This is a genomic window from Bacillus sp. LNXM12-1 (genome assembly GCF_003004375.1).
In the GTDB taxonomy this organism is placed as follows: domain Bacteria; phylum Bacillota; class Bacilli; order Bacillales; family Bacillaceae; genus Bacillus.
On record NZ_PVWX01000001.1, the window covers coordinates 1,261,021 to 1,278,169 of the forward strand.

Annotated in this window: 16 protein-coding genes; 4 read left to right on the forward strand and 12 right to left on the reverse strand. The window is 42.3% G+C overall.

What is annotated here, in order from left to right; all coding sequences use genetic code 11:
• Positions 1–107: 107 nt before the first annotated feature.
• The gene (gene ystJ / locus C6Y07_RS06635; RefSeq protein WP_106036956.1) at positions 108–1,340 is read right to left on the reverse strand and encodes an NADP-dependent malic enzyme; all 1,233 of its coding nucleotides are present in this window, start codon (positions 1,338–1,340) and stop codon (positions 108–110) included.
• Positions 1,341–1,481: 141 nt separating this feature from the next.
• The gene (gene dnaE / locus C6Y07_RS06640) at positions 1,482–4,817 is read right to left on the reverse strand and encodes a DNA polymerase III subunit alpha (protein WP_106156442.1); all 3,336 of its coding nucleotides are present in this window, start codon (positions 4,815–4,817) and stop codon (positions 1,482–1,484) included.
• Positions 4,818–4,954: 137 nt separating this feature from the next.
• On the opposite strand from dnaE, the gene ytrH reads away from it, so the two are divergent.
• The 3 genes from ytrH to C6Y07_RS06655 all read left to right on the forward strand — a co-directional run bounded on the left by ytrH (position 4,955) and on the right by C6Y07_RS06655 (position 6,091).
• A complete protein-coding gene (ytrH, locus tag C6Y07_RS06645) occupies positions 4,955–5,296 on the forward strand; it encodes a sporulation membrane protein YtrH (protein ID WP_034661856.1) in 342 nt (113 codons plus the stop codon).
• Complete coding sequence (gene ytrI, locus C6Y07_RS06650; RefSeq protein WP_060596986.1) at positions 5,293–5,796, forward strand: sporulation membrane protein YtrI; 504 nt, start codon at positions 5,293–5,295, stop codon at positions 5,794–5,796. The genes ytrH and ytrI overlap by 4 nt, the downstream gene beginning before the upstream one ends.
• Positions 5,797–5,905: 109 nt before the next feature.
• Positions 5,906–6,091 carry a YtzJ family protein gene (locus tag C6Y07_RS06655; protein ID WP_003216400.1) on the forward strand — a complete coding sequence of 62 codons (186 nt, stop codon included), beginning with the start codon at positions 5,906–5,908 and terminating at the stop codon, positions 6,089–6,091.
• Between the two features lie 50 nt (positions 6,092–6,141).
• Here the strand turns inward: C6Y07_RS06655 and C6Y07_RS06660 are convergent, their stop codons facing one another.
• Positions 6,142–7,083, reverse strand: a complete 942-nt coding sequence (locus C6Y07_RS06660) for a DHH family phosphoesterase (RefSeq protein WP_003216520.1) — start codon at positions 7,081–7,083, stop codon at positions 6,142–6,144.
• Between the two features lie 147 nt (positions 7,084–7,230).
• Between C6Y07_RS06660 and C6Y07_RS06665 the strand changes: the two genes are divergently transcribed.
• Positions 7,231–7,533 carry a YtpI family protein gene (locus tag C6Y07_RS06665; RefSeq protein ID WP_003216665.1) on the forward strand — a complete coding sequence of 101 codons (303 nt, stop codon included), beginning with the start codon at positions 7,231–7,233 and terminating at the stop codon, positions 7,531–7,533.
• Positions 7,534–7,600: 67 nt separating this feature from the next.
• Here the strand turns inward: C6Y07_RS06665 and C6Y07_RS06670 are convergent, their stop codons facing one another.
• From C6Y07_RS06670 to tpx, 9 genes are all read right to left on the reverse strand, one after another.
• Positions 7,601–8,923, reverse strand: coding sequence for a CBS domain-containing protein (locus tag C6Y07_RS06670; protein WP_106031188.1), 1,323 nt, complete (start codon positions 8,921–8,923; stop codon positions 7,601–7,603).
• Between the two features lie 145 nt (positions 8,924–9,068).
• Complete coding sequence (locus C6Y07_RS06675) at positions 9,069–9,752, reverse strand: metal-dependent hydrolase (protein ID WP_060596988.1); 684 nt, start codon at positions 9,750–9,752, stop codon at positions 9,069–9,071.
• 66 nt (positions 9,753–9,818) lie between these two features.
• Positions 9,819–10,574 carry an SDR family oxidoreductase gene (locus C6Y07_RS06680; protein ID WP_066030562.1) on the reverse strand — a complete coding sequence of 252 codons (756 nt, stop codon included), beginning with the start codon at positions 10,572–10,574 and terminating at the stop codon, positions 9,819–9,821.
• 177 nt (positions 10,575–10,751) lie between these two features.
• Positions 10,752–12,125 carry an argininosuccinate lyase gene (argH, locus tag C6Y07_RS06685; protein ID WP_106071764.1) on the reverse strand — a complete coding sequence of 458 codons (1,374 nt, stop codon included), beginning with the start codon at positions 12,123–12,125 and terminating at the stop codon, positions 10,752–10,754.
• Positions 12,122–13,333: an argininosuccinate synthase gene (locus tag C6Y07_RS06690; protein ID WP_106036958.1), complete on the reverse strand. Its 1,212-nt coding sequence runs from the start codon at positions 13,331–13,333 to the stop codon at positions 12,122–12,124. Before C6Y07_RS06690 ends, argH begins: the two co-directional genes overlap by 4 nt.
• A gap of 174 nt (positions 13,334–13,507) precedes the next feature.
• Complete coding sequence (locus tag C6Y07_RS06695) at positions 13,508–14,023, reverse strand: MogA/MoaB family molybdenum cofactor biosynthesis protein (RefSeq protein ID WP_060597087.1); 516 nt, start codon at positions 14,021–14,023, stop codon at positions 13,508–13,510.
• A gap of 105 nt (positions 14,024–14,128) precedes the next feature.
• Complete coding sequence (locus C6Y07_RS06700) at positions 14,129–15,313, reverse strand: acetate kinase (protein WP_034661872.1); 1,185 nt, start codon at positions 15,311–15,313, stop codon at positions 14,129–14,131.
• Between the two features lie 229 nt (positions 15,314–15,542).
• Entirely contained in the window at positions 15,543–16,517 is a 975-nt protein-coding gene (locus C6Y07_RS06705) for a class I SAM-dependent methyltransferase (RefSeq protein WP_106156444.1), read from the reverse strand.
• An 88-nt stretch (positions 16,518–16,605) separates the two neighbouring features.
• Complete coding sequence (gene tpx / locus C6Y07_RS06710) at positions 16,606–17,106, reverse strand: thiol peroxidase (RefSeq protein ID WP_034321005.1); 501 nt, start codon at positions 17,104–17,106, stop codon at positions 16,606–16,608.
• Positions 17,107–17,149 lie beyond the last annotated feature (43 nt).

The following is a 17,149-nucleotide window of genomic DNA, read 5'->3' on the forward strand; positions in this document are numbered from 1 at the left end:
GTCTACAAAAAAATATCATTCCGGATGAAAAAATTTTCGCGTAAGAGAGGAAATGGTGCACGTCTTTCCTCCAATTTCAGAAAGAACGTGCACACTTTTCCAATTGATTATTCGCCGATAATCGTTAATTTTCTTGTTTTTTCAGCGACTGCTTCTGGATCGACTTTGATTCTTGCAACGCCAGTTTCCATTGCTGCTTTTGCTACCGCTTTTGCTACCGCTGGTGCTACACGTGCATCAAATGGTTCAGGGATGACGTATTCAGCTGACAATTTCTCATCTGCAACAAGAGAAGCAATCGCTTCAACGGCTGCAATTTTCATTTCTTCGTTAATGTGAGTTGCACGTACATCTAATGCTCCGCGGAAAATTCCTGGGAATGCCAGTACGTTGTTCACTTGGTTCGGGAAGTCAGAACGGCCAGTTCCTACAACACTTGCACCTGCTGCATGTGCATCTTCTGGCATGATCTCTGGATTTGGATTCGCCATAGCGAAGATGACAGGATCTTTTGCCATTTTTCCAACCATTTCTTTTGTTAAAGCGCCTGCTACTGAAACCCCGATGAAGACGTCTGCGCCTTCAATGACTTCTTCTAATGAACCTTCTTTACGGTCTTGGTTCGTGAATTTAGCGACTTCATTTTTCACTGTATTCATACCGTTCGGGCGGCCTTCGTAAATTGCGCCTTTTGTATCACACATGATGATATCACGTACACCGAAATGATATAGAAGCTTGATAATCGCAATTCCCGCTGCTCCAGCGCCGTTTGCCACCACTTTGATGGAGGACATTGATTTTCCAGACAGTTTCAAGGCATTTACAAGTCCTGCTACTGTGACAATCGCTGTTCCGTGCTGATCATCGTGGAACACTGGAATGTTTGTCTCTTTTTTCAAGCGCTCTTCGATAATGAAGCAGTTTGGAGCTGCAATATCTTCAAGGTTGACACCGCCAAACGTTGGCTCAAGAAGCTTTACTGTTTCAACGATTTTGTCTACATCGTTTGTCGCAAGCGCGATCGGGAAGGCATCAACGCCCGCGAAGCTTTTGAATAATACAGCTTTTCCTTCCATTACTGGAAGAGATGCTTCTGCACCAATATTACCAAGCCCTAAAACAGCGCTTCCGTCTGTGACAACAGCGACCATATTGCCTTTCATTGTATAATCATACACTTTGCTTGTGTCGTCATAAATATCTTTACATGGTTCTGCAACACCAGGTGAGTAAGCCAAGCTCAAGTCTTTTGCATTTTTCACTTGTACTTTTGATTTTGATTCGAGTTTGCCTTGATTCTCTTTGTGCATATGTAATGCTTCTTCTCTTAATGACATGTGTAGAACACTCCTTCAAGTGGAAAATGATTTAATGAATTGCTAAGTTGATAAGCACATACTGGCAGTTTTAAATACACAGAATCTTTAAAATGATAACACAATAGGTGAATTTGTAAAACATATTCAGGTGATTTGTCATCATTTAATCACAACGTTTTGTTCACCGAGCAGCTCTTTTAACTGGAAAATCACAGCATGATCTGCATGAACCTTGTATGCATCTGGAAGTCTCACTGTCTTTTTTTGCTTCTCATAATACAAATAGACATCTGCTTCTCCGCTGTGCATCGAGATCACCCGCTTTACTTGCTCTAGCAGTTCCTGCGTATGGTTTTCTTCTTTCACCCGAATGTAGACAGACTCTTTTCTTTGTGTGCCCATCTCTTCAAGCAGAACGGCTTCTTGCACGATGATTTGGCTGCTGTCATTTCTGACATCTATTCTGCCTTCAACATAAAGCATGGCGCCCTCCTCAAGTAAGGGGGACAGCTTTCTAAATTGCTCTGGAAAGACGACGCCTTCCATTTCTCCCGTTTCATCCCCAAATGTGACAAATGCCATCGATTGTCCATTTTTTGTCCGAATCGATTTCACTTTTGTCAAAAGACCACCCATTGAGATCTTTCGCTTTATATAGGAAGAAAGTCTGATGATTTCCACTGCACCATTCTCTCTTAAGCGATCTCGGTACGTTTGTACAGGATGATTTGATAAATATAACCCAAGTGCCTCTTTTTCAAATTGCAGGAGATCGACAAGCGGCAGTTCTTCTATCTCCGCATATTTTGGCTTAATGGAGAAGGTTGTATCCCCCAGAAAGTCCAGTTGATCATCTGGATTTAAAAATGACACGTGGTCTAATGCAATATCTATTGATGCCAATAACGAAGCACGATTTGGATAAAGCTCATCCATCGCCCCTGAAAAAATGAGCGCTTCAATCGTTTTTCGGTTGACACTCTTTGCTGATACTCTTGCGCAAAAATCAAATAAATCTTCAAACGGCTTTTCCTGTCTTGCCCTGTATATATCCTTTACAGCTGACACTCCGACATTTTTGATCGCTCTTAAGCTGTAGCGGATCTCCCCTTTTTCAACCGTAAATGGAAATTCACTCTTATTAATAGAAGGCTTCAACACAGATATCCCTTTTTCCTTTGCCTCATAGAAATATTGAGCGACTTTGTCTTCATTTCCAATCACACTCGTTAAAAGTCCGCACATAAAATATAACGGATAATGCGCTTTTAAGTAAGCAAGCTGAAAGCCAATCATGCTATATGCAACAGCATGGCTTCTATTAAAACCATAGTTTGCAAATTTGACGATTAAGTCATAAACGTCATTTGCAATGTTAACAGGATACTCCTTTTTTAGGCATCCTTCAACAAAATGGCTTCGCTCTTCATCAAGGACCTTTTTATCCTTCTTCGAAACTGCTCTTCTTAATAGATCTGCCTCGCCCAGCTGAAAGCCTGCCATCTTCGCCGCAATCAGCATGATTTGCTCCTGATAGACGATGACCCCATATGTGTCCTTTAAAATGTCATACAAATCAGGATGCGGATAAGAGACCTTGACTCTGCCGTGCTTTCGGTCGATAAAGAGCGGGATATTCTCCATTGGACCTGGACGGTAGAGGGCATTGACCGCCACGATGTCTTCTAAACTAGAGGGCTTCAGGCGTCTCAGCACCTGACGCATTCCTTGTGATTCAAGCTGGAAAATCCCAGTTGTATCTCCCGCTGATAACAATTCAAATGCTTTCTGATCTTCATATGAAATGTCACTAAAGTTAATGTGGACGTTTTCCTGTCTTTCAATCTGGTTTTTAATGGATTCAATTAAGGTTAAGTTTCTTAGTCCTAAGAAATCCATCTTTAAAAGTCCGAGATCTTCTAAATAATTCATCGCATACTGCGTTAAATACACACCATCATGGCCGTCTTGAATTGGAACGACCTCTGTCAGCGGCTCCTCGCTTAGCACAACGCCGGCTGCATGTGTGGAGGTATGTCTTGGCAAGCCTTCAACCTTTAAAGCGGTTTGAAAGACCTTTCGAAGCTCCTCGGATTGCTGGAGCATCGTTTTTAATTCAGGGGATGCAGCCACCGCTTCTTTCAGCGTCGTTCCTGGCTTTGACGGAATCAGCTTTGCAAGACGGTCCGCTGCCTTTGAATCAATCCCCATCACACGTCCGACATCTCTTAAGGCTGCCTTTGCTGCAAGTGTTCCAAACGTGACAATTTGTGCCACATGCATGTCTCCGTATTTGTCTTTTACATAAGAAATGATTTCATCTCTTCTCGTATCGGGGAAATCAATATCAATATCTGGCATACTGATTCGCTCAGGATTTAAGAAACGCTCAAACAACAGACCGTGACGGAGCGGATCAACATCTGTAATAAACAATACATACGCAACAAGTGACCCTGCTGCCGATCCACGTCCTGGCCCTGTGACAATGCCTTGATCATGGGCATACTTCATAAAATCCCACACGATGAGAAAATAATCACTGAAATTCATTTTTTGGATAATGCTCAGTTCGTACTCAAGTCTTTTCACATACGTATCATTTGAAGCAATCTTTCTTTGCTTCATCCCTTCTGCGCACACTTTGCGTAAAAACTGATCTGCTGTTGATTGATCAGGAGTCGGATAGGAAGGGAGTTTTGTCTGCCCAAGATTTAAATCGACTTCACAGCGGTCTGCGATCTCCACCGTTCTTGTCAGCAGCTCCTCATCTTGCGCATACCATTCCTTCATTTCCTCAAGGGTTCTGAAATGCTTTTCTCCTCGGTCTTCCTCAATCTCTGACAGCTGCTGCCCTGCTTTAATGGCTTTTAAACACGTATAGGCGGTTTTGTCTTCTCGATTGATATAGTGGACATCTCCCGTCGCAACAAGAGGAATCTCCGCACTTTTTGAGACGTCCCTGAGTTTACCGGCAAGCGATTCGTTTTGCTGAAATGGCTGAAGTGCGATGTACACATGTCCCTCACCGAAAATATCTTTCAATTGTTTCGCCGCATCATGCGCTTCTTCTATCTGATCATGCTGAAGCAGCGTTTCAATGTAGCCAGAAGCGCCTGGCGTAATGGCAATGAGCCCGCGGTGATAGCTTTTCAGCCATTTTTCTTTCAGTCCAGCTTTTGATTTTGATTTCAGCACACTGCTGATTTTGATCAAGTTTTGATAGCCTTCATTGTTTTTGGCAAGGAGTACCAAGGGATAAGCCTCTGTCTCTTGTTCATCTATGAAGACAGAAGCTGTTAAACCGATGACCGGCTTGATGCCATGTTTTTTACATTCCTTATAAAATTCAACCGTTCCATACATCACATGGTCATCGGTAAGAGCGAGCGCCTTGCAGCCAAGTTCTTTCGCTTTCAGCACGAGCTCCTTTACTTTTGCCGCACTGCTTAATAAGCTGTATCCACTGTGGACCTGAAGATGAACATAAGACATGCTTAATCCACTCCTTTCGTCTAAAGTCATTCTTTCATTATAAAACGCGATGCGGTGAGAAACAAATGTTCTTTCTTTTCTGTCCGTTCATACTTGTCCTGCACACACCATATATTGAATAGAGTGAGGTGGACACAATGGATGTGAAGGAAGCTTTTATTCCGAATTTTATTAGCTGTTATTTTATTGCTCTTGGGGTCATTTTGGGCGGTGCCATCATAGGTGGTGTTGGTGCTTATTTATCTGGTCAGCCGCCTTTATCCATTATTACGAGTCTTGCCAACCGTTTAAAGATTTGGGCGCTTGTCGCAGCTATCGGTGGAACTTTTGATGCCGTTTATAGCTTTGAAAGAGGCATTTTCGAAGGGAACACGCGTGATATTTTCAAGCAGATTTTATTAATTGTCTCTGCCATGGGCGGTGCGCAAACAGGTTATCTCATTATTACGTGGCTCACACAGGAGCATGTGTCATCATGAGGGTGCCGGAGCTGTACAAACGTCCAGGCTGGCAGCGTTTTTTTGCAGGGATGATGTTTGGCGCGATTGTGAGCTGGCTCATTTTCCTCTTTACATACGGAACCTTTCAGGAAAAGCAGGTGACACAGCTTAGAAGCCAGCAGCACCATATGGACAGTCTGAAAGAACAAATCACACTCTATCGGGAAGATTTGCATAAGTTAAATGAGGATAATAAGAAACGGCTGCTGATCCAAAGCGTAGATGTCCATCTCGTCAATCGTGAGCAATATAAAATCCCAGAGCCAGATACGCTGAAATTTGAAGATCAGGTCAAAGAGGATATCTCAGAGGTCATTACAAAGGATATTGAAAGTGTCTATAAAACAAAGGAATTATTAAAACGGACGGTGGAAAACAAAGAATATACCATTCGGGAAAAGGCATACCGCGCCAAAGTGACAGAGCTGACGATTTATACGAAGCTTTCACTTGAAGTGCGCATTTCATTTGCTGAATAAATGATCATGTGGAATTTTTATGAATTTCTGCCCTCAATGATCGCTTTTCCCTCATTATTTTTATACACTAAAAGTAGAACGAGATCTAAAACAGAAAGAGGTGAGGACAATGGAGGTTTACAGCTATCGTCAAATGGCACGAGACAAAGCAAGCCGGATCAAGGACGGTATGTGCGCTTATGCTGAGACAGAAATGATGGCTCATTTAATTAAAAAAGAATTAAAGCATCAAAATCTCCAAGCCTATGAAGATTCAACTGACATCGGCTGCTGGTTTATCCCTGTATGCAAGTAACCCTTTTCTCCATGACAAAAAAAGAGAGAGGGGACTTGAAGCCCCCTCTCTCATGATGATGATTTACATACTTCTTCTAAATCACGCAAAATCTCATCTGCCACGGCCCAATCATAAATAGACGCACCAGCTGCAAGCGGGTGGCCGCCGCCATGATATTTTTTCGCAATGGTATTAATGACGACGCCTTTCGAGCGGAATCTAACACGAATCTGATCGTTTTCTTCCACAAAAAAGACCCATGCCTTAATCCCTGCAATATTTCCAAGTGTCCCAACAAGCTGTGAGGCTTGCTGCGCTGTTGTTTGGAACGATTCCAAAATATCCTGCTTAATGAAAACAGAGGCGACCCCATTCTCTGACAAAGAAATATGTTGAAAAATATAGCCATTTAATTTCACGACATTCAGATCCGTCTCATACAATTGATTGAAAAGGTCTGAAGATGAAAATGGATATTCAATAAGTTCTCCAGCATATTTGAGCGTCTTTTTCGTCGTGTTTGGGAAAAGGAAGCGGCCTGTGTCTCCTACAATGCCGGCATAAATGAGTTCAGCCGCCTTTGTATTCAGCTGATATCCTTCTTCTTTCCCCTCTAAATACAATTCATAAATCATTTCGCTCACAGAGCTTGCCTCTGTATCCACCCAAAGCAAATCACCATACGGATCTTCATTTGGATGATGGTCAATTTTCATCAGCTTATCGCCCATTGAATAGCGCTGATCGTCAATTCTTGCTTGATTGGCTGTATCACAGACAATGACAAGGGCATCTTTGTACACGTCATCCGGCACCTCATCAAGTTCATACAAAAATGAAAGGGATGGCTCCGGGGTTCCTGTCGCATAAATATTTTTTTCTGGATAGGTGGCACGCAAGATTTCCGTAAGGCCGCACTGCGATCCATACGCATCAGGATCTGGTCTTACATGTCTATGAATGATGATGGTGTCATATAATGATATGGTTCTAATCAGTTCTTTTTTCATAAAAACTCCTTCTTATCCGATACTCTTTTTATTATTAAATCATAATCTATCCTGACGGAAAAGTGAGAAATAGACAATTTATTCTAGTAAGCAAGCCTATTTACGTTTAAAATAGGGTTGTAACCACTTACAATGGAGGCTTGGCACATGCTTGTTTTGATTGTGTTTATTATTTGTTCTGCCATGTTTTATTTATACTACAAAGCAAAGAATGTCCGTACGAACCGTCCAGTCGAAAAGAAATTCTGGTCGGCGAAATCCAGTATGGCACTTGGCTGCTTTGTCCTGCTCTTCGGTGTGAATCAATTATTTTTAAACCGCTCGTCACTCGCATTTGTCATTGGATTTATTTTTGTTGCTGTCGGTATCGGCAGTACGTGGGCTGGATATAAAGCCTACAAGCATTACCTTCCGCTCTTTTTAAAGGAAGGCGAAAAAGATCACGCATAATAAGAGAGAAGGGCTAAAATGATGTTTATTTTAGCCCTTTGTCATTTTTGTCATCGCCCTTTTACGATTATCCTCTCTCCATCAGCTGCACCATCAGCATCGCTTTCCCGACGATATTCGATTGATGATAAACCTCCACTTCCAGCTTTCCAAACTTGCGTCCTACTTCTAAAATATTTGGCTTGATCTGTATCGTGGATTCCATTTGAACCGGTTTTAAGAAGTAGACAGAGAGACTTTCGACAATCAGCTCCCCTTTTTTATGAGACTTTAAGAAGCGGTTGGCGGATTCAATTAAAATTTGCGTGAACACTCCATATGAAATGTTTCCAAGCTGGTTTGTCATTTGGGGTGTGACCTCATATTGATACACAGCATCTGCCTTTGGCTTATCTGTATCGGTATCTTTAAAGCCTCTTGAGACAACATCATCCAGTTTTTCGCCGACCTGCGGCTGCTTTTGAATCATTTGAAGCGCCTTCAGCACATCCTGACGACTGATCATCCCAATTAGTTTCGCATAATCATCTACGACTGGCAGCACCTCAATGCCTTCCCATACCATCATTTGAGCAGCAGAGGCGACAGAGGTTTTTCCAATGACTGTCAGCGGATTTTTCGTCATCACCTTTTCAATCGGTGTAGAGCGGTCATGCCCCGCGATATCCTTTGAGGTGAGGATTCCGTGAATTTTCATTTGGTCGTCTGCGACCGGAAAACGGCCATGGCCAGTTTCATAATTCTTTTCATACCATTTTTCAAGCTTATCCTCTGGTGATAAATACACCGTTCGTTCGATCGGCGTTAAAATATCTTCCACAAGCACAATCTCTTTTTTTATTAGTTGGTCATAAATGGCTCGGTTTATGAGAGCTGCTACGGTAAATGTATCGTAGCTTGTCGATAAGATCGGCAGCTCAAGCTCATCTGCGAGCTGAATGATTTCATCATCTGTTGAGAAGCCGCCCGTGACCAGCACAGCTGCTCCTGCCTCTAATGCTTGTCTGTGTGCATTGATCCGGTTTCCGACAATCAGCAGGTTTCCAGCTGCCGTGTAGCGCATCATCGCATCAAGCTCCATCGCACCGATGACAAATTTGTTTAATGTTTTATGTAAGCCCGTTCGTCCTCCAAGCACCTGTCCATCAATAACATTGACCACTTCTGCATATGTCAGCTTTTCAATATTTTCTTTTTTCTTCTGTTCAATCCGAATGGTACCAACTCGTTCAATGGTACTGACGAATCCTTTATTTTCAGCATCCTTGATGGCCCGGTAAGCGGTCCCTTCACTCACTTTCATTTCTTTCGCAATACGCCGGACAGAAATTTTCTCTCCAACATCTAATGAATCAATATACGATAAAATTTGTTCATGCTTTGTCGCCAATCCCGTTCACCCTTTTTGTTTTCAGCGTTTTCATCTATGTTTCATTATAAGGGCAGGAGGCTTTTAATAGCAATTTGTCTTTTTCAGCACGATACACGTAAACAAAAAAAGCCGGCATTGGAATGCCGGCTTTTTGCTATGTTGATTAAATCTCAATCGATTCTCCGCTGTTTAACACATGACCAACGCCGCCATGCAGGCTGTCTGCAAATGCATGCGGGTCCTGTTCAATCGGCGGGAATGTGCTGTAGTGAATCGGCACGACCTGCTTCGCCCGAAGCCATTCGGCTGCGATTCTTGCATCGTCCGGCCCCATCGTGAAATTATCACCGATCGGAAGGAATGCAAGCTCAATATGATTCAGCTCACCGATCAGCTTCATATCTGAAAAGAGCGCAGTGTCTCCAGCATGATAAATCGTTTTGCCCTCTGCAGTAAATAAAATACCTGATGGCATGCCTGTATACGTAATCGTTTTTGCATCTTCATCAATGACAGCTGAACCATGGAACGCTTGCGTGAGCTTGACTTTACCAAATTCAAACTCACGTCCGCCGCCGATATGAAGCGGGTGCGTTTTCACCCCTTGCCAGCTTAAATAAACGGCAAGTTCGTTTGGCGCGACAACGAGCGCGTCATTGTTTTTAGCGATTTCAATGGTGTCACCGAGGTGATCTCCATGCCCATGTGTCAGTAAAATGACATCCGCTTTGACATCTTGCGGCTTGATATCTGTGTGTTTATTTCCTTTTAAAAATGGATCAATCCAAATATGGTATCCGTTTGTTTCAATGTGTACGACTGAATGTCCGTGATATGTAGCTTTCATGTGAGTATATCCACCTTTCGAATTTGATCTCATTTCATCTATTCCCTGTATAAAAAGCTGAAAAACTTAATGTCTGTGAATGACGTTAAGACCACCTGTTGCTTCAATAACGGTCCCTGTAATCAGGTCAGAGCGGTCATCGCATAAAAATGAAATGATGCGCCCGATATCTTCTCCAGTACCAGACCTGCCAATCGGCGTTTCATCGTCTTTGATCTGGCGTGCTTCTTCTATTGTGGATTCTTTCATGTCTCCAACGATTTTGCCTGGGCAAACCATATTGGCTGTGATGCCGTTTTCGGCTTCTTCAATCGCAATGGTTTTCGTCAATGACGCCAGCCCCACTTTTGCCGCTCCGAAGGCTGATCTGTGCATCCAGCCTGGTGCATGGTCTGCTCCTTGGAAGCCATACGTGATAATGCGGCCAAAGCCTTGTTTTCTCATCATGGGGATGACCATTCGGAACAAATGAAACACAGCGGATAAGTTGCCTTCCATCATTTGATACCATTCATCTTCAGAGTAATCCGCTAGTTTCTTACGTTCAAAAATATAAGGTCCGGCATTGTTAATCAAGGCATCGATCCGCCCAAATCGCTCTGCTGCCAGCTCTACCATGTTTTTTAAATCTTCTTTGTTTGTCACATCACCTTGGACAAATTGAAGCTTTTCTTCATATTCATGCAATTCTTCTTTCATCTGCCGCACAGCTTCATCATCACTTCGATAATTCACTGTCACAGAATACCCCATATTCAGTAAAGACTCGGTGACTTTCCTGCCAAGTCCTTTAGAACCCGCTGTTATTAATGCGTGTCGCACACAATCTCCTCCTAAAGCAAAGGTTGCAAGTTCACATGTTTCTTATCTTTACTTTACTATAAACCAGCATCTGGCGCACTTATGAACCCTTTCTGCTATCATGTTCTCCAAGGAAGAGGATTCTCCTTTCTGACAGCAAAAAAACCATCCGCATCATACGAATGGTTTTTTGACGTGTTACGCTAGGCAGGCTTTTGCTTTTTCTAAAGCGAGCTGAATTTGTTTAAATCCAGTTCCACCTGCACTTGTTCTTTTTTCAACAGCAACATACGGATCAAGAACGGTGTAAATGTCTTCTTCAAAAAGATCGCTCGCTTCTGTGAATGTTTCAAACGGAAGATCACTTAAGTAGATGCTTTTTTGAATGCATGTATACACGAGCTTGCCAACGATTTCGTGTGCTTCACGGAATGGCATGCCTTTTTTCGCAAGGTAGTCTGCCACTTCGGTCGCATTTGAGAAATCTTCTTTTGTTGCTTTTTTCATGACATCTTCGTTCACTGTCATTGTTTGAATCATGCCTGTGAAGATTTGCAGGCTGCCAGCGATGGTTTTCACTGTATCAAACATGCCTTCCTTATCTTCTTGTAAGTCTTTGTTATACGTAAGCGGCAAGCCTTTCATAATGGTGAGAAGCCCCATCAGGTTGCCATATACACGGCCTGTTTTCCCGCGGATCAATTCAGCCATATCCGGGTTTTTCTTTTGCGGCATCATGCTGCTTCCTGTTGCATATGTGTCATCAAGTTCAATGAATTTGAATTCTTGAGAGCACCATAAAATGATTTCCTCACAAAGACGTGAGAGATGCATCATCACAAGGCTGCTATTAGACAAAAACTCTAAAATGAAATCCCGATCACTCACGCCATCAAGGCTGTTTTCGTAAATATGATCAAAGCCAAGCAGCTCTGCTGTATATTCACGATCAATCGGAAATGTCGTTCCTGCTAACGCTCCGCATCCAAGTGGAGACACGTTAATTCGCTTCAAAGAATCTTGAAAACGCGCTTTGTCACGTTCAAGCATCCAGAAATAAGCGAGCATATGATGAGCAAAGGAAATAGGCTGTGCACGCTGCAAGTGCGTATATCCTGGAAAAATCGTTTCAACATGCTGTTCTGCTTTTTCCACAAGCACTGTTTGAAAGGACGAGATCAGTTCAATGATATGCTCTACTTGGTTATTCAAATATAAATGCATATCGGTTGCAACCTGATCATTCCGACTTCTCGCTGTGTGCAATTTGCCGCCAAGCGGACCAATCTCATCAATGAGCATTTTTTCAAGGTTTAAATGGATGTCCTCATAATCGACTGAGAATTCCAATTCATCTGCCTCTGCCTTTTTCATGAGCGTATTCAGTCCATCTTTGATGGCAGCGGCCTCGTTATCGCCCAGGATACCGCATGTATTCAGCATACTTGCATGAGCAAGGGAGCCGGTCAGATCTTCTTTGACTAATTGTTTGTCGAAATGAATGGACGCGCCAAACTCATCGACCCATTTTTCTGGTGTTTTTTGAAATCGGCCTCCCCAAAGCTTTTTCATGCTTTAACCTGCTCCTTTTTATTCACGATGCTGTTTACTTTTGTTGGTAAGCCCCAAAGATTAATAAATCCTACCGCAGCATCATGATCGAATTCATCTGCTTTTGTGTATGTTGCTAGATTTTCATCATAAAGTGAATATGGTGATTTACGTCCTTCTACAATGGCATGGCCTTTAAATAGTTTCACACGTACAACACCTGTTACGTTCTGTTGTGTTTCTTGTAAGAAAGCATCTAATGCTTCTTTAAGCGGTGAGAACCATAATCCGTTGTATATTAATTCAGCCATTTTTTGTTCAATGATTGGCTTAAAGTGTGCGACTTCTTTCACTAGTGTTAAATCTTCAAGCTCTTTATGCGCTTTTAGAAGTGTGACAGCACCTGGGCACTCGTACACTTCACGAGATTTGATGCCCACAAGACGGTTTTCAACGTGATCGATTCTGCCAACCCCATGCTGACCAGCGACTTCATTTAAATGAAGGATGAGATCAGATAATGAATACTGAATACCGTCAATGGCTGTTGGTTTTCCTTTTTCAAACGTGATTTCGATGATCTCAGGTGTGTCAGGTGTTTTTTCAAGTGGAGTCGTTAGATCATATGCTCCTTCTGGCGGTGCAGCCCAAGGATCTTCTAAAATGCCGCACTCGTTACTTCTGCCCCAAAGGTTTTGGTCGATTGAATATGGGCTGTCTAAGTTAATCGGAATTGGAATACCGTGCTTTTGAGCATAATCGATTTCTTCATCACGAGACCATTTCCACTCACGCACTGGTGCAAGAACTTCTAGGTCTGGATTCAATGCTTTAATAGATACTTCAAAACGGACTTGGTCGTTTCCTTTACCAGTACATCCGTGTGCAACCGCTACTGCATTTTCTTTTTCTGCGACTTCCACTAGTTTTTTTGCAATAAGTGGACGAGATAATGCAGATACAAGCGGATATTTCCCTTCATACATCGTGTGTGCTTGTAATGCAGTCAGTGCAAATTCTTCAGCAAACTCTTCTTTTGCGTCAATCATGTAAGACTGAACCGCTCCGACTTGAAGTGCTTTTTGTTGAACGAATGCTAAGTCTTTTCCTTCACCGACGTCCAGGCAGCAAGCAACGACTTCGTATCCTTGCTCTTGTAACCATTTAACTGCAACAGAGGTATCAAGACCTCCGGAATATGCTAATACGACTTTTTTATTTTGTGACATGATTGAAAAGCTCCTCTCGCTTGTTTTGATTCTGTGAATGTTTTTTTGCATAAAAATAAGTTTTAATTTATAAACATGCATTTAGTATGTATACACTGTAACAAGGAAAAATTGTTTTTTCAACCCCTTTATGAAAAAAACTCCGCCAAATTTTCTTGGCCGAGTCATTTTGGGCTATTTTTGATCCTTTTCAAGCTCTCGTAAGACGTGAGGAAGCTCTGGAATGATGAGTTTTGTCATGGCTAAACGAACAGCTCCAGTAGAGCCTGGTGTGGCAAAAACCGCTTTTTGATTGACGACCCCAGCCGCTGCCCGGGACAAGATAGCGGCTGAACCAATGTCTTCTGTATAGCTCAGCATGCGGAAGATTTCGCCAAAGCCTGGCAGCTCCTTGGAGAAAAGCGGGGTGATCGCTTCAATGGTGACATCCCTTGCTGCAATTCCTGTGCCCCCGTTTAACAAGACGGCATCTATTTTCGGTTCGCTTGTTCCCTCTAACACAGCGTCTTGGATCGCTCCAATGTCATCTTTTACAATATCGTATGCAAGAATGAGATGTCCCTGTTCTTTAAGCAAATCAATCATCAGGCGGCCGCTTTTATCTGTTTCTTTCGTTCTTGTATCACTGACCGTAATAACTTTTAAATAAAGCCTCTCTTTCGCCTCACGTTTATGTTCTGTCACGCTCATTTTCTCACCGCTCCCTTTTGCTTCGTATTGGACAACATTATAGCATGCTGCTTTTAACAGAAAAAAGCTCTTTTCCTTATTGGAAAAGAGCTTTTTCATTTTTGATTATGCTAAGCGCATAACGTCTCTTGCAATCATTACTTCTTCGTTCGTTGGAATGACGATCACTTTTACAGGAGAGTGCGGGTAGCTGATGAATGCTTCTTCGCCTCTCATGTTGTTAAGAGAAGGATCCCAGTAAACGCCCATGAATTCTAGACCACGAAGTACACGAGCTCTTACTTCTGAACTGTTTTCACCGATTCCAGCTGTGAAGATGATCGCATCTACACCATTCATTCTCGCTGCATAAGAACCGATGTATTTATGAATACGGCTTGCAAAAATATCAAGAGCTACTTCTGCACGGTCGTTTCCTTCTTCTGTTGCTTCTTCGATATCACGAAGATCACTTGATAGACCAGACACACCTAAAAGACCACTCTTCTTATTCAAAGTAGAAAGTACTTCTTCAGCTGTATGTCCTGTTTTCTCCATAATAAATGGAATAAGGGCAGGGTCAATGTTACCTGAACGTGTACCCATTGCAACACCCGCAAGCGGTGTGAAGCCCATTGAAGTATCGATTGATTTTCCGCCTTCAACTGCTGCGATACTCGCACCATTTCCAAGGTGGCAAGAGATCAAACGAAGCTCTTCAAGAGGACGGCCTAATAGCTCTGCTGCACGCTCTGTTACGAACTTATGGCTTGTCCCGTGGAATCCGTATTTACGAATACCAAAGTTTTTGTAGTAGTCGTATGGAAGGCTGTATAGGTAAGACTGCTCTGGCATTGTTTGGTGGAAGGCTGTATCGAACACAGCAATCGCTGGTACGTCAGGCAGAATTTGTTTGAATGCTTTGATTCCTACAACGTTTGCAGGGTTGTGTAGTGGTGCTAGCTCTGAAAGCTGATCAATGTCATTGATGACTTCATCTGTTAAAAGAACAGAGTCGCTGAATTTCTCTCCGCCGTGAACGACGCGGTGTCCTACGCCATCAATTTCATTAAAGTCTTTGATGATGTTAAATTCAATTAGTTTTTCAAGCAGCATTTTGACCGCTACTGCATGATCTGGAATATCTGTGATTTCTGTTTTCTTTTCTCCATCTACAGAAATCGTGAAGATACTGTTGTCCATTCCGATTCTTTCAACAAGGCCTTTGGTTAAAACGGTTTCTTCTGGCATGTCGAACAATTGGAATTTAAGAGATGAGCTTCCTGCGTTGATTGCAATAATTTTAGACATTCCTGTCGCTCCTTTTACTCAGTTGTTATATAAGGTTTCACGTTTTTTCCGGTGCTATATTCAACCTGTTTGACGGGTCTTTTATAGTTTAACGATAAGTCCGAAAAATATCTGACTTTTTCATTTAAACATTGAAAACTTTGCATTTCAAGTGCACCTTCAAACTGTTACCGCTTACATCGATAAGTCGTTATTTTCTGAATAATAAAATAGCCAGACATCACTCTGGCTATTCTTTCGTTTCTTTTTCTTCTATAAACCACTGGTCTAATTTTCTCATCACATCCACCATGGCTTCCTTTTGTGAGAAAGACGGCAGATTGGCAAAGAGCATCCGTTTTGGTGCTTCCAAGCCTTCCTTTTTCTTTTGCATCACAAACAAGCTTTTGGCGTGCTTTTTGTCCTTGAACATAGAGACCGGCAGCTGAATTAACGCATTCATATATGCATGATCTTTGATAAAATCCTTTAATTGCACGCTTTCTTTTCCTTCAAACAAATCGTTTGGAATGATGAAGAATAAGAAGCCGCCTTCTTTCGTATAACGAAGGCTTTGTTCAATGAATAAATAATGGGCAAAGGCATGTCCTTCTTTTGCCTTCAAATCATAGTCTGCTGCACGCTCATCATTTGGGTAATAACCGACTGGCAGACTGCATACAGTGACATCTACTGGTGAGATCAAAAGCGGCTCAAGGCTGTCTTGATGGAAAAGCTCGACTTCCTTCTCTTCCAAGTTTGCCTGTGCCCATGCAATTTTAATGAGTACATCATCAATTTCAGACGCAAAGCCGCGCTTTGTTTCTGCAGTGAGATTGTTTAAGACAGCAAGCAGTAAGTTCCCTGTTCCCGCTGCTGGATCAAAGACAACAAGCTCTTTTTGTCCTTCTAAAAATTTATTCACCAAATAGCTGACAAACAGCCCGATCGTATCTGGGGTCATCTGACGATTTGGATGGGAAATATCCTTTTGTCCTTTCAATACGGCGAGCTGAAACGCTTTACGAATCTGCTCATGATCATAAGAGGCAAAATCTGCTTTCTCTATTAAACCCTTTAGTAAACCGTCTCGATCATTTGCTTGGAAAAAGGCTTCTCCTGCTTCAGCCAATGCTTCAATATAGGAAATGCTTTGGTCCTTTTTTAATCGAATAGAAGCTGTATCGAGCAGCTCAAAAATCGTACTTACTTGATCTTTCTGCAATGCTTTTCTCTCCTCGCTTTGTTAAAAGCTATATCTCCTCATTGAAAAGAGCCCCAGGATGAAGCCGGAGCTCTTGTCGATGCTGCTTTTATAACAGTGATTTTGCAGCTTCAATGGCTTTTTCATAATTTGGGTGATTCGTTGCTTCGCTTACGTATTCAGTGTAAACCACTTTTCCGCTCGGGTCTAATACGAAGACTGCGCGCGCCAATAAACGCAATTCTTTCATATATACTCCGAATGCTTCACCAAATGACATATCTCTGTGATCAGATAATGTTTCGACATTTTCAATTCCGTTTGCTCCGCACCAGCGTGCTTGTGCAAATGGAAGGTCTGCACTAATTGTATAGATATTGACCGGACCTAAACCGGCTGCCTCTTCATTGAAACGTCTTGTTTGTGCGTCACACACACCTGTATCAATAGAAGGAATCACTGAGATGATCGTCACTTTTCCTGTTAAATCTGAAAGTGAAACTTCCCCTAGTGAGTTCGTTAATACCGTGAAATCTGGAGCCTGCTCGCCTACTTTCACTTCATTTCCTACAAGCGTGACAGAACTCCCTTTAAATGTGATCGATGCCAAAACAATTCCTCCCTTATCAAATGTATGGTTCTATCATAGTAGA